The sequence below is a fragment of the Streptomyces sp. NBC_01384 genome, from assembly GCF_045040035.1.
Taxonomy (GTDB): domain Bacteria; phylum Actinomycetota; class Actinomycetes; order Streptomycetales; family Streptomycetaceae; genus Streptomyces.
The window spans coordinates 367,795-381,112 of the sequence record NZ_CP109559.1 but is presented as its reverse complement, the minus strand read 5'-3'; the positions used below and the strand labels follow the sequence as shown (position 1 = coordinate 381,112).

General features: G+C 69.3%; 13 protein-coding genes. 7 read left to right on the top strand and 6 right to left on the bottom strand.

From position 1 onward, the window contains the following. Window positions 1-128 precede the first annotated feature (128 nt). Complete coding sequence (locus tag OG747_RS01415) at window positions 129-896, bottom strand: nuclear transport factor 2 family protein (protein WP_405876990.1); 768 nt, start codon at window positions 894-896, stop codon at window positions 129-131. A 109-nt stretch (window positions 897-1,005) separates the two neighbouring features. After that, window positions 1,006-2,016, bottom strand: coding sequence for an NADP-dependent oxidoreductase (locus tag OG747_RS01410; RefSeq protein WP_405876988.1), 1,011 nt, complete (start codon window positions 2,014-2,016; stop codon window positions 1,006-1,008). 111 nt (window positions 2,017-2,127) lie between these two features. Between OG747_RS01410 and OG747_RS01405 the strand changes: the two genes are divergently transcribed. The 7 genes from OG747_RS01405 to OG747_RS01375 all read left to right on the top strand — a co-directional run bounded on the left by OG747_RS01405 (window position 2,128) and on the right by OG747_RS01375 (window position 7,877). Next, the gene (locus tag OG747_RS01405; protein ID WP_405876986.1) at window positions 2,128-2,721 is read left to right on the top strand and encodes a TetR/AcrR family transcriptional regulator; all 594 of its coding nucleotides are present in this window, start codon (window positions 2,128-2,130) and stop codon (window positions 2,719-2,721) included. 132 nt (window positions 2,722-2,853) lie between these two features. Next, the gene (locus OG747_RS01400; RefSeq protein WP_405876984.1) at window positions 2,854-3,327 is read left to right on the top strand and encodes a tyrosine-type recombinase/integrase; all 474 of its coding nucleotides are present in this window, start codon (window positions 2,854-2,856) and stop codon (window positions 3,325-3,327) included. 229 nt (window positions 3,328-3,556) lie between these two features. Next, window positions 3,557-5,185 carry an MFS transporter gene (locus tag OG747_RS01395; RefSeq protein ID WP_405885407.1) on the top strand — a complete coding sequence of 543 codons (1,629 nt, stop codon included), beginning with the start codon at window positions 3,557-3,559 and terminating at the stop codon, window positions 5,183-5,185. A gap of 18 nt (window positions 5,186-5,203) precedes the next feature. After that, complete coding sequence (locus OG747_RS01390) at window positions 5,204-5,722, top strand: hypothetical protein (protein ID WP_405876982.1); 519 nt, start codon at window positions 5,204-5,206, stop codon at window positions 5,720-5,722. 143 nt (window positions 5,723-5,865) lie between these two features. Then, on the top strand, window positions 5,866-6,063 hold the full coding sequence (locus OG747_RS01385; RefSeq protein ID WP_405876980.1) for a hypothetical protein: 198 nt from the start codon (window positions 5,866-5,868) through the stop codon (window positions 6,061-6,063). 380 nt (window positions 6,064-6,443) lie between these two features. Further along, window positions 6,444-7,106 (top strand): HdeD family acid-resistance protein, encoded by a 663-nt coding sequence (locus OG747_RS01380; protein WP_405876978.1) that lies wholly within the window; start codon window positions 6,444-6,446, stop codon window positions 7,104-7,106. 309 nt (window positions 7,107-7,415) lie between these two features. Beyond that, window positions 7,416-7,877, top strand: a complete 462-nt coding sequence (locus tag OG747_RS01375; RefSeq protein ID WP_405876976.1) for an SHOCT domain-containing protein — start codon at window positions 7,416-7,418, stop codon at window positions 7,875-7,877. A gap of 22 nt (window positions 7,878-7,899) precedes the next feature. Here the strand turns inward: OG747_RS01375 and OG747_RS01370 are convergent, their stop codons facing one another. The 4 genes from OG747_RS01370 to OG747_RS01355 form a co-directional block, all read right to left on the bottom strand. Continuing rightward, complete coding sequence (locus tag OG747_RS01370; RefSeq protein ID WP_405876974.1) at window positions 7,900-10,071, bottom strand: PAS domain S-box protein; 2,172 nt, start codon at window positions 10,069-10,071, stop codon at window positions 7,900-7,902. A 440-nt stretch (window positions 10,072-10,511) separates the two neighbouring features. Next, the gene (locus OG747_RS01365; RefSeq protein WP_405885406.1) at window positions 10,512-11,213 is read right to left on the bottom strand and encodes a CBS domain-containing protein; all 702 of its coding nucleotides are present in this window, start codon (window positions 11,211-11,213) and stop codon (window positions 10,512-10,514) included. Window positions 11,214-11,621: 408 nt separating this feature from the next. Beyond that, a complete protein-coding gene (locus OG747_RS01360; RefSeq protein ID WP_405876972.1) occupies window positions 11,622-12,356 on the bottom strand; it encodes a CBS domain-containing protein in 735 nt (244 codons plus the stop codon). Between the two features lie 289 nt (window positions 12,357-12,645). Then, window positions 12,646-12,918 carry a DUF1876 domain-containing protein gene (locus tag OG747_RS01355; RefSeq protein WP_405876970.1) on the bottom strand — a complete coding sequence of 91 codons (273 nt, stop codon included), beginning with the start codon at window positions 12,916-12,918 and terminating at the stop codon, window positions 12,646-12,648. Window positions 12,919-13,318: the final 400 nt, after the last annotated feature.

Here is a 13,318-nt window from a genome sequence, read left to right as displayed (position 1 = left end):
GGTCGAGCGGACCGCGTACCCGCAGTTCAAGCGGCTGGCCATCCCCGTCGGGGTACCGCATAGCACTGGGATACACCCACCAGCGACATCACAGTTGCCCTGAACCGATACCTCGTAGTCGCTGAGCTTCACGCGGTGTTGTCCAGACCGACGAACACCTTAGCGATACGCCACTCGCCTTCGGCATGCTGCAGAGTGAACGTGTAGAAGCCCGTCGCGATCACGGCCGCGCTCCCGCCCGCGTTCGACGTCAGCATCAGGTAGGCCCACACCACTGCCGTGTCGGCGTCCGCACGGCGGAAGACCATGTTGATCAGATTGTGCCTTCGCTGATCGGTTTGCGCTTCCGTTGCATCTCGCACCAGGTCGAGAATCGCCGCGCGTCCGACGAAGGGGCCCTGCTCGACCTCACCGGCGATGTTGACCGTCCAGGTGGCGTCTTCGGTCAGAACGCCCGCCAACGTCACCAGATCTCCGTGATCCAGGGCGAAGGCGTAGCGTGCCAGCGTCTGCTGGACGGCGAGCCGCTCTGCAGGGTCGAGATCCACCTCTCCCGCCGGCGTTGTGTTGAGGTGGCTGCTTCCCCAGCCGAAAGCCGCAGTTGTCGTCATATCAAGCCTCGCTCGTGCTCGGTTGTCGGGTGAAAGATCGGGCGCGCACAGCGACAGCGGCCATCTGGTGTGCGCCGGGAGGGCGCAGGACGTGACATGAGCGGTGCGCCGCCTTGCGACCGACCGCTCCACCGTCAGGGCGCCGGACCGCTGCCGCCGGCGACGGTGATGTGCCGGCCAGTGATGTCGCCCTTCCGCCGGCATCAGGAATGCGACCGTCTCGGCGATCTCCTGCGGCGAACCGAGCCGACCCGTGCGGTCGGCTCGGTTCGCCGTTGCGAGCATCGTGGCCGCGTGGTCGCCAGGATGCGCCCCAAGTTCTCCGCGTCGGCGTCTCGATGGCCGCCGGTGCCCCGCGGACGGGCGCCGGACGCGTCGGTGAAACGGCTCGTTCCTAAGCGACCGTGAGCACGATCTTGCCCTGGATGTGCCCTCGGGCGGCGCGTTCGTGCGCGGCTCGGGCATCCGCGAGCGCAAACGTGCTGTCGATCGCGACGTGGATTGTGCCCGCGTCGAGCAGGCGCCCCAGTTCAGCGAGTTGCGCGCCGTTCGAGCGGACCTGGGCGCTCGAGACCGTGACGCCCAGCTTCGCGGTCTCTTCTTCGTCGAAGTCCCCTGGAAGTACGGGGAACTGGACGCCGCCGCGCTTAAGCGTGCGCAGGAAGCGTTTGCTGTCGGGGCCGCCGACGGTGTCGAGCACGAGGTCGACGTCGTGCACGAGTTCCTCGGGACGACTCTTGGTGTAATCGATGAACTGGTCGGCGCCGAGTTCGCTCAGGAACGATTCATGCGCGCCCGATGCCACCGCGATGACACGTGCGCCCTTCCATTTCGCCAGCTGTAGTGCGAAGTGCCCCACGCCGCCCGCGGCGCCGTTGATGAGCACCGTCGTGTCGGCGTCGAGTGCCGTCGGGCGATGCCGTGCCTCCTGGAAGGGCGAGGGGTGATCGTGTCCGACCTCGATCAGGAACTGCCACGCGGTGAGCCCGGCCATGGGAGCCCCGGCGGCGTGTACGTGGTCGATGCCGGCCGGCTTGCGTGCGAGGTCCGACGCGGGCGCGGCCACGTACTCGGCGTATGCGCTGCCGTTGAAGCTGGGAAAACGCAGAAGACCGAAGACTTCATCACCTACGGCGAGGCCGTCCACGTCCGCGGCGACGGCCTCGACGACGCCCGACATGTCCGTCCCCGGAATCACCGGCAGGCTGACCGTCGATTTCGTCTCCCCGGGCATCCTGGTCAGCCCGCCGCGCAGGTACCAATCCGGAGGATTGATGCCGACCGCGTGAACCCGAACGAGCACTTCGCCCGGCCCCGGCTCGGGAATCGGCACCTCGTCGTAACGCAGAACTTCAGGGCCGCCGTGCTCATGGAGCCGGACCGCCCTCATCGTGTGTGTCGGCATCGTTTTCTCCTGCCCGCGCTGCGAGATAGTCTTATTCGGATCAGTGATCCATATAAATGGACCACTGATCCGAATATATGGACCACTGATCCGGATAGTCAAGGGGGACAGATGCGGGCCGACGCCAGGAAGAACCGCGACCACCTGCTCGCAGTAGCGGGCACCGCCATCACCGAGCAAGGCGTCGACGTGTCACTGCGCGACATCGCGCGCAGGGCCGATGTCGGGCTCGCGACGCTGCTGCGTCACTTCCCGACGCGCGAGGCGCTGCTCGATGCCCTGCTCCGCACGAGCTTCGACGAGCTGGCGGCACAGGCGGCCGAGCTCGAAACGTTGAGCTCACCCGAAGATGCTCTCGTTTCATGGCTACGCGACTGCGTCGCGTGGACAACCGAGTACCGGGGCGTGACCGTGCTGATGGCAGCCGCCATCGAGGACACCGAATCCGCACTCCACGCTTCGTGCGTCACTCTGCGCGCGGCCGGTGCGCGGCTCCTCACCCGTGCCCAGGCCGCGGGCATGGCGCGGAGCGATATCGATGGCGCCGATTTGTTTGCGCTGGTGGCCATGCTCGCTTGGCTCGGCGATCAACCCTCGCTCGCGCCACGCGCCGACCACCTCTTCGAGGTTGTCGCGAGCGCGATTCTGACGAGCGCAGGGAGCAGCGATGCCGAGGAGGAACGCCGCCCTCGGGCCCGTAGCTGAAATCGTCGCGCAAGCGGACCAGTACACGAGAGGCGTGCTCCACGTCGGCGCCAAGTCCAGTCGTTCAAGGGGAGGCGGTACTTCACTCTTCCGAAGGGAGGGAAGACCCGCGTCGTCGATATGCCCTCCTCGGTGGCCGAGGAGCTGAAGCACCATATCGAGGCGTTTCCGCCTGTGGAGGTGGAGCTCCCGTGGGAGAAGCCGGAGGGACAGCGGAGGAAGTACTCCCTGCTGCTCACTACACGACTCGGCAACGCCATTGCGGTCGTTGGGTGGAACACCAACACCTGGAAGCCTGCGCCGGCCGAGGCCGGCATCATTCCACCGCGCCCAAAAGGGGCAAAACCTTGGCAGTGGCAGGCGGCGCCGAGGGACGGGTTTCATGTGCTGCGGCACACCTACGCCTCGATCATGCTGGAGGCGGGGGAGTCCGTGGTGACGCTGGCGCGATGGCTCGGGCACTCTTCGCCCACTGTCACGCTTGGTTACTATGCCCACTTCATGCCGGAGGCTGGGAGTAAGGGGCGCACCGTCATTGACGGACTGCTCGGGAGGCAGGGGGATCGGCCTGCCAGTCGAAACTCCCCAGATTCTCCCCAGGGCTGATCGTGGTGGACTCCCGACGCTGTGCGCCGGGCACGCGAGCTGCTATTGCTATGACCTGTTCACGGCTCCGCCGGTCCGTGGTCATGGCCGCGCGGTAGCAGGCTCGCCCGTGGCGGGTGAGGCGCCGGACGGGCTTCTGAGCTGGGATGGAGGGGGCGGCCGGTCGGCGGCGGTCGCTGCCCGGGTGACGCCCACCGGCGTCCCGGGCCGACTCGGCGAGGTGGACACGGTGGCACACTGGCGGGCTCTGATCGTCCTGGGGACGGCCCAGTTCCTGATGGTTTTGGACACGTCCGTCATGAACGTCTCCATCAGCCAACTGGTCGCGGACTTCGACACCGAGGTCACCACCATTCAGGCCGTCATCACGCTCTATGCCCTGGTCATGGCGGCGTTCATGATGATCGGCGGCAGGCTCGGGGACATCCTGGGCCGTCGTCGTCTGTTCGTCCTCGGACTCGTCGTTTACGGCATCGGGTCGGCCCTGACCGCCATCGCTCCCACCGTGTGGGTCCTCGCGCTGGGCTGGTCGGTCATCGAGGGACTCGGCGCCGCGATGGTGCTTCCGGCCATGGCGGCCCTCGTCGCGGAGTCCTACCACGGACGGGAGCGGGCCGTCGCGTACGGAGTCATCGGCGGACTCGCCGGAGCGGGGATCGCGGTCGGCCCCCTGCTGGGCGGCTGGGTGACGACGTACCTCACCTGGCGCCTGGTCTTCGCCGGTGAGGTCGTGGTCGTCGCGGCCATCCTCTGCTTCCACCGGGTGGTCGCGGAATCCGTCCGGGCCGACCCGCGGCCCCGGCTGGACGGTGTGGGTGCCGTACTCTCGGCGGCCGGACTCGGGCTGGGCGTGCTCGGTGTACTGCAGAGCAGCTCCTGGGGATGGGTGAAGCCCCAGAACCCGCCCTTCACCGTGCTGGGTTTCGCCCCGACGCTGTTCGTCATCGGTGCGGGGGCGGTCGTCCTGGACCTCTTCGTCCACTGGGAACGGAGGCGGGATGCCCACGGCGCCGATCCGTTGGTGTGCCTGCCCCTGCTGAGCAGACCCCCACTGCGGGCCGGCCTGATGACGCTGCTGAGCCAGAACCTCATCCTGCTGGGGCTGTTCTTCACCATCCCGCTGTACTTGCAGGTCGTGCAGGGTTTCGACGCGTTTCAGACGGGGCTGAGACTGCTCCCGGTGTCCATCACCATGCTCATCACCTCCATGGGCGCTGCCAGGCTGGGACGGGTGGCGGGACCGCGCCGGGTGGTCCGACTGGCCCTGGTGATCCTGGCGGCGGCCATCGTGTGGCTGCTGGCCACCATCGATCCGGTCATCGACGACAATCAGTTCGCCGGAGCCATGGCCCTGCTCGGCGTGGGCATGGGCCTGCTCGCCTCGCAGCTGGGGAACGTCGTTCAGTCCAGCGCCGACGACGAGGAACGCAGTGAGGTCGGAGGGCTCCAGTTCACCGCCCAGAATCTGGGCTCCGCGCTGGGTACCGCGCTCATCGGATCGCTGCTGATCGGCGCCCTGGCCCAGGCCTTCTCCACACAGGTGGAGCAGCACCCGTCCCTGTCGAACGAAGCCCGGCAGCAGACCGCGGTCGCTCTCGAAGCGGGGGTCGAATTCGTCCCCACCGACCAGGTGCGCTCGGCGGCCGAGCGTGCCGGGCTGCCGCCGTCCGAGGTCGACGCCCTCACGGATTCGTACGCATCGGCGCAGCTGGGCGGCCTGAGGGCGGCGATCCTCGCCACCGGCGGAGTCACGCTCGCCAGTTTTCTGGTCACCACGCACCTGCCGACCGGGCGGGCGAGCCGTCCGAAGCATCCCGAATCCGGCGATTCGGCCGATGCCCTCGGTCCGGTGCACTGAGTCGGAGGGAAGGCCCTGATGTCCCGTACCGAACCCGCCGCGGCCTCAGCGGCCGACGCCGAGCACCGGGCCCATGCCGACTACACCGGTGGTGTCTACGGGTCCATGCTCGCCGCGTCCGTGGTGATCGGCGCCGGCACACTGGGCTCGTTCCCACGCCTGGAGCTGGCGGTGCTGCTGCTCGGCACCGGCGTGGCGTTCTGGATCGCGCACGTGCACGCCCAGCTGTTCGGGGCGCGTCTGGCGCGGCAGCCCTTGGGCTGGCGGGCCGTTATGGAGGTGTGCCGTGCCGAGTGGCCGATCGTCAAGGCCGCCGTCCCGCCGACCGTTGCCGTGGGCGTCAGCCAACTCCTGGGCCTCGACCTGAAGGGCACCTTCTGGCTGGCGCTCGCCGTCGCCGTGGCCGGGCAGGTGGGCTGGTCGGCGGCCGCGGCACGCCGTGCCGGAGCCTCCTGGCGCCTCACGGCCGCCACTGCCTTGGTCAACCTGCTGCTCGGCCTGCTGATCATCTCGTTCAAGGTCGTCCTGACGCATTGAATCGTCCTGAAGCGTCGACCCGGATGGTCGGCGTTGCCGGGCGATGGATCACCTGTTCGGGGTGAGGGCGGACGACGCGCCGAGACGGAGGATCGTAGGGAAGGGCGCCGTTCGCCTGCCCCGGCCGCCCGCGGGAGCAGCTCATGCGCTACGAGATCCGTGTCGACGGACACATGACGGAGACGCTGACCAAAGCCTTTCCGGAGATGGATCACGTGGTGATGTCCGGCCAGACCGTCCTGTTCGGCCCCGTTGTGGACGAGGCGCACCTGTACGGGCTGTTGGCCCGCTGCCAGTCGCTGGGACTGCACGTCGTGGAGATGCGCCGACTACCGGAGTGACCGGCCGTACGCCGCCCCTGTGCCCGTGCCCGTGCCCGTGCGCAAGGCTCCGCGTCGGTCTGGTGGGCGCCGTCAGAGGCGCTCCGCGGCGATCCGGCCGTGACAAGGACGGCTCGGGCAAGGGCCGCGGCCGGCGCCCACCGACCATCTTGCGTCTCTTCGTTCTGTCTGTTCCGTCAGTTCTGTCGTCAGTTCCCTCTGCCCCGCCGGGAATCGGAGAAGGCGTCCCGCTCCACCTCATCGCCCCGGCGGTATGGACGATCACCCGCCGGGGGTGACCCGGCAGCCGACGGCGCGCGGGACGCTGGCCCGGTGAGGTCCCCGCGCACCGTCCCGTCGGCGGTCCGGCGACGACCCGCTCGAGCGCGTGAGGAGGAGCCATGACCGAATCGCGTGGTCCGGCGCCGCGTACCGGACCGGGGTCCATGCCCGACGGGGCGGCCTCCGTTCCACCCGCCGACCCCGAGGAACTGCTGGCGGGGCTCGGCCGCTCATGGACCTGGATCCTGGGTTCGGCGATCTCGACGCTGGTGCCCGGCGTCCTGGTACTGGTGTGGCCGGACGAGACTCTGCACGTCCTGGCGGTTCTCATCGGTCTGTACCTGATCGCGACCGGGGTGTTCCGCTTCGTGGCGGTCTTCGGTCGGGAGGAACACGGCGAGCGACTCCCCGGGCTGCTGCTTTCGGTGCTGTTCGTCCTGGCCGGGGTGCTGTGCCTGAGGAATCCGCTGCAGACCATCGCCGCGCTCTCGCTGATCGTCGGCGTCGTCTGGCTCGTGTCCGGGATGCTGACCGCCTACACGGCCATCGCCGTGAAGGACCTCCCGCACCGCGGCGTCGTCTTCTGCGCCGCGGCGCTCGGCATCGTCGCGGGGATCGTGGTGCTGGCCCTGCCGACCGAGTCCGCCCGCGCTCTGACCCGGCTGCTCGGCCTGTGGCTCGTGCTGCTCGGCCTGGTCGAGCTCGTCCTCGCCTTCGCCTGGCGGGCCGCGCTCCGCCGGTCACGTGCCGCGGACCCGTATGGACCCGCCTCGTCGCTCTGAGACGCCGCGCGGACGATCACACCTTGCCGCGCGTGCCGGCCGTTTGGGTGCTCGTGGGCACCTCGCCGCTCGTGGCTCGGAGCCACTGGAGCGGCTGTCATGTGTCCGGTCCGGGCCGATCACCGCGCTGTCGGTGGCTGCCCCGGGGCAGACCCGCCGCGAAGCGGTCGCATGCTCCCGGCGTCGGCCGAGGGCAGCACGTGGCACGCATGTTCACCCGCCTCGGGTGAGGCCGCACGACCCTTGCCGTGCGCATGCTGAAGGGGGAGGAAACGACTGCCGGGCCGGCGCCCGGGATGGAGGAGTGGCATGAGCACGCAGATGTACCTCGCGTACGACTATCCGCTGCTGAGCGTCTTCTGGAGCATGTTGTGGTTCTTCCTGTGGATCATGTGGTTCATCCTGCTCTTCCGGATCATCGCCGACATCTTCCGTGATGACTCCCTCGGCGGTTGGGGCAAGACCGGCTGGCTGGTGCTCGTCATCGTCGTGCCCTTCCTGGGTGTCCTCATCTACGTGATCGCCCGCGGCAAGGACATGGGCCGCCGGGAGATACATCAGGCCCGTGCGCAGCAGCAGGCCTTCGACGCCTACATCCGCGAGACCGCGGGCGGCACCGCCACCACCGGCAGCGTCGACGAACTCGCCAAGCTGTCCGAGATCCGCGCCCGCGGCGACATCACGGACGAGGAGTTCCGCAGGGCGAAGGAACTGGTCCTGAGTGGTCACGGTTCGTCCGGCGGCTCAGGCACGGCGACCTCCGGTCGCTGAGCGCCGGACGACACGTGTCCGCTCACAGTCTGAGGGTGAACCAGGTGGTCTTGCCGTCGTCGGTGGGGCGTACGCCCCAGCTGTTGGCGAGCGCGCGGACGAGGATCAGCCCGCGCCCGGATTCGTCGTCGTCGGCCGCGAAGCGGGGCTGGGGCAACTGCGGACTGTGGTCACCGACTTCGACAGTGAGGTCCGTGGTGGTTCGGCACAGGTGCAGTTCGATGGGGCCCTGGGCGTGTTGGACGGCGTTGGTGAGGACTTCGGACAGCAGCAGCCGTGCGTCGTCCGCCTTCGTGGTGCAGCCCCAGGAGGTGAGGGCCTTGCTGAGGAAGGCTCGGCCCTCGGGGACGGAGTCGGGGACTGCCGGGAGGTCGAGGGTGACGGCGGCCAGCGGCGCGTCGGGCAGCCGAGTCAGCAGCAGGGTGACATCGTCGTTGTGGCCTTCGGCGTCGGGCAGCAGGGTGGTCAGGACATGGTCGGCGGCCACTTCCAGGTCGGGAGCGGTGGTGAACAGGTCGCTCAGAGTGTCGGTGAGCTGGGAGAGCTGGTCCTCGATGTCGCTGCCGGGGGTTTCGATCAGGCCGTCGGTGTAGAGCACGAGGGTGGCGCCGGGCGGGATGACCGCGCTGGACTGCTGGTAGAGGACATTGCCCACGCCGAGGGGCGCGTTGACGGGTGCGGGCAGCGCACGGGCGCCGTCGCCCGGGGTGGCGACCAGGGTGGGCAGATGTCCGGCCGAGCAGATCGTCACCTCACCCGCGTCGGCGGCGATCACCAGATAGCAGCAGGTGACCAGTTGGTCTGGGACGTCGAGGTCGGCGACGGCGGCGTCGAGGGCCTGCATGAGCTGGCGGGGCTGCATGCCGGTCTTGGCCAGGGCGTGCGCGGCGGAACGCAACTGGCCCATGACGGCGGCGGCTTCCAGCCCGCGTCCCATCACGTCGCCGATCAGGATGCCGACGCGGCCGGCGCCCAGCGGGATCAGGTCGAACCAGTCGCCGCCCACCCCGGCCCCCTGGGTGGCGGGCCGGTAGCGGCTGGCGGTCGCGAGACCGGGGATGGCGGGCGGAGTGCCCATCAGACTGCGCTGCAAGGTCAGGGCGATGTGCCGCTGTTGTTCGTACAGGACGGTCAGCTCCGCTTCGGCCCGCTTGCGGTCGCTGATGTCGCGGACGATGGCACACGCGCCGATGACCTCGCCGTCCGGGGTACGGGTCGGCCACAGTGTGATGTCGACGTCGAGCAAGTCGCCGCGGCGCGTGACCCGCAGTGTCTCGAAGTGCTCGATCCTTTTCCCGTTGCGCAACTGGTCCATCAGGACGTCGATCTCGTTGCCGCAGTCGGGCGGGGCCAGCAGGGACACGTGTCGGCCCATGACCTGGGACCGGGTGTACCCGTAGAGACGCTGGGCTGCGGCGTTCCAGTAGGTGATGTGGCCGTCGAGGGTCTTGGCGAGGATCGCGTCCTGGGAGGACTCCACGAGCGCGGCCAGCTCGTTGATGCGTGCTTCGGCCCGCTTGCGGTCGCTGACGTCGCGGACGGCGGCGGAGACGAGGAGGCCGTCGGTGGTCTCCAGGGGGCTGAGGCTGATCTCGACGGGGAACTCGGTGCCGTCCTTGCGTAGTCCGTAGAGTTCGAGCCCGGCGCCCATCGGACGCACTTGACGATTGGCGGCGTAGCCGGCGCGGTGCAGTGAGTGGTGGGCTCGGAAGCGGCCTGGGACCAGCAAGTCCACTGAACGGTCGAGGAGTTCCTCACGGCCGTAGCCGAAGAGCGCTTCGGTCTGAGCGTTGACAAGTCTGATCGTCCCGGTGTCGTCCACGATGATCATGGCGTCCGGTGCCGCCTCCAGCAGCCCCCGAAATCGATCCTCGGCGGCCTTGCGGTCGCTGACGTCGCGGACGGCGGCGGAGACGAGGAGGCCGTCGGTGGTCTCCAGGGGGCTGAGGCTGATCTCGACGGGGAACTCGGTGCCGTCCTTGCGTAGTCCGTAGAGTTCGAGCCCGGCGCCCATCGGACGCACTTGACGATTGGCGGCGTAGCCGGCGCGGTGCAGTGAGTGGTGGGCTCGGAAGCGGCCTGGGACCAGCAAGTCCACTGAACGGTCGAGGAGTTCCTCACGGCCGTAGCCGAAGAGCGCTTCGGTCTGAGCGTTGACAAGTCTGATCGTCCCGGTGTCGTCCACGATGATCATGGCGTCCGGTGCCGCCTCCAGCAGCCCCCGAAATCGATCCTCGGCGCCTCCCGAACCGGCACCGCACTCCCCGGCGCAGCACGCAAAGGCCGTACAGCCGGCCGCTGGGTCCGGTGCGGCCGAAGGTGTACTGATCGTCTCTCTCACGTTTGCCCCCCCACGGACCCGTCACATGGGGTCGCTTGGGTCATCTCAGCGCACTCGGGCCGCGATCACCTGGGCATGTTTCATTCTGGCCGCACCGCGGTCGATCGTGTCCGCCGTGAGCGCGGGCAACGTCCGTCTGCAGACACGTTCCGTCGTGTGTCGGCCCCCGCGGGCGTGAGAGCAGGATGCGGTCCGTGCATTTCCGGAGTGGGGCGAGGCCCGCAACGGCTGGGAGTCAGGGCGCGCGGGCCGCGACTCGGTCCGCTCCGAGGTGTGCTGTCGCACCGCGCCCATCAAGGCGCCAGTTGGGCGCGGCGCGGCGAGCCGGTGTCCAGTGCCTCGGAGGTGTCGTCCGTCCGGTGGCTCAGCTGTTCGGTGACGTCCACCACTCCGTCCACGCCTCGGCACAGCCGCACGGCGACGGGAATGAGGGATTTCCGTTCGACGATTCCGCTCAAGGCGACCCGGCCGTCCACGACATGCACGGTCACCGAGTCGGGGGCGATGCCCAGCGTGCGGATCAGTACGTCCCTGGAGATCTCCTCGCGGATGGCACGGTCACCGCGCAGGAACACCCTCAGCAGGTCGGCGCGGCTGATCACGCCGACCAGCCGCTCGGCCTCGTCCACCACCGGCAGCCGCTTGACGCGGTAGCGGTCCATCACCTGGGCGGCCTCCACCACCGTCCATTGCGGCCGGGCCGTGATGGCCGGGCTGTTCATCAGGCCTTCGGCGGTGGTCGCCTCCTGCTTGGTCCGGTCGGCGGGGCGCGGGTGCAGGACCGGCAGCAGCCCCGCAGGGTCCAGCCGGCCGGCCTCCTTGCGGAGCAGATCCGCCTCGGAGACCACGCCCACGGGCCGGTCGTCGTCGTCCACGACCGGTACCGCCGTGATGTCGTACTCGGCGAGCAGCTTGGCGATCTCCTTGAAGCCGGCGTCCTTCCCCACTCGTACGACCGGCGTCGTCATCAGATCGCTCACCATCCGGTGCTGCATGACTCCCGCCTCCTTCGTCACGTGCGTTCCCTTCCACTGTGCGCTGCTCGGGGCCGTCGCCCCAGGGGCCGGTCGGCCCCGGCTCCGGCCGACCGGCCCGGAGGGTGCAAAACATTTCGTACGTCCGCGGCGGGGAACTCTGTCACTCCAGTGCCCGGTGCAGGAGTGAGGTGCGTGGACCGTGGGCTGTCGCGACGAGCAGGACGTACTCGGGCGTCTGTCCGGGCCGGAGCCGGGCGCGGTGCGTCGGTCATGGCTCGCCGTGCGCTGAGGTCACGCAGGGGGAGGTGCTCGAAGGCGTCCTGCGGCCCCACTGCCGTGGACCGGACGGCGGCGTCCTCGACCCCGTCCCGGTTCGGCCGGCGACGGCTGTCGGTGCCGCGTTTTGGGCCGGCGTGGTGGGTCGCGTTACGTGTTCGCGTCCTTCATGGCGGATTGCTCTGTGACGAGGGGTGCGGCATCCGAGCCGTCGGAGAGGTCGCACTTGACATCGACCACACCCTCGACGGCCCGCACCAGGCGGGCGGCCACGGGTGCCAGCGAGGGGTCGTCGGTCGTCCCGGTGAGTGTCACGACGCCGTCACTCACCCGCACCCGTACCGGTTCGGCCGGATCGGGGAAGACGTACGCGACCACCTCGTGTCGGACCTCTTCGGCGATCTCTTCGTCCGAGCGCAGGAAGACCTTCAGCAGATCGCCCCGGCTGACGATGCCCTTGAGCATGCCCTCGCTGTCGATGACCGGCAGTCGTTTGACCTTGCGCCGGGCCATGATGCGGGCGGCCTCGGAGAGAGTGGCGTCGGCGTGGACGGTGACGGCGGGGGCGGCCATCAGCTCCGCGGCGGTCACGGCTCCCGCCTTTGCGAGGTCGGTCAGGAGACTCAGCCGGGCGGCCGGGGGGCCCTCGGCCGCCCCGAGCCGAGACTGGGGGAGGCCCGGGGCGCTGTCACGGAACTCTTCCTTGGGCAGCAGATCGGCCTCGGAGACGACGCCGATCACCCGGCCGTCGCCCTCCAGCACCGGCACGGCGCTGACCCTCCACTCCTCCATGGCCTCGACGATCTTCTTGAACGGGGCGTCGCGGCTGACGGCGACGACGGTGCGGGTCATCACATCGCTCACGGTGTGGGGGCTGCCGTGCATGGTCTCCTCCTCGGGACGTCATGTGCGGACGATGGTGAGATCGAGGAAGCGGCGGGAACAGGAGACGCACGGATCGTGTCGGCGGATGACCCGCTCGCACAGATGCGTAAACGCCTCGTCACCGTCTTGAGTGTGCGTACTGGGGGCTGGTAGCCCCCACCATGGGCGCACGGCAGCGGCGGCACCACGGGCCGCCCGGTCCCGAAGCGGGGTCGTTCGGCCCCACCGCGCGCCGCACGCCCTTACGCGGGTACTCGGTGCCGTACCCCTGTATCTCGTTCGGCCGTACTCACCAGCCGGGCGCAGGCGGATCGGCAGGTCCGGTCAGCTGCACGATGTCGTCGGAGGCGACGTCGTGCAGCCGGATGGCCAGATCCTCCAAGGCGCGGCTGGCGGCGAGCTCGTCGCCGATCTCCGGGATGGGGCGATCGATCGGGTTGCGCCGGGCCACGCCTCTGCCGGTGACTGTCGATGTGTCCGGGGTGGTGAGGACGGCGCGGGCATGGGTGTCGTCGTCCTCCTCGGAGATATAGATCTGAACGGACCACTGCTTGACTTCCATCGTGATCACTCCTGCGTGGAGGAGATGGGCGGGGCGGATGTACGTCGGGTGGGGGCGCTGCCCCGCTGAGCCGCCCCGGCCGGGCGATGTGTCATCCCTCGCCCATTCCTCAGCGTGCGCCGGACCGCGCCGCCGGTCCAGTGCGAAGGGGCCGTGCTCCGGCACGAGCACCGGTTCAGGCCGTCCCCCGCCGGAGCCGGAGCCGGAGCCGGAGCCGGAGCCGGAGCCGGAGCCGCAGTCGCGGCCGCGGCCGCGGCCGCGGCACGGTGGAGAGGTGGGGAAGAGACGGACGTCGCGGCAAGCCGGTGGACCTGCTGCGGAGGGAGGGGCCAGGACCATGAACTCGCCGTCCGAGACGTGCGGTTCGAGTTCGCCGGGGCCGGCTGGTCCATCTGGTCAC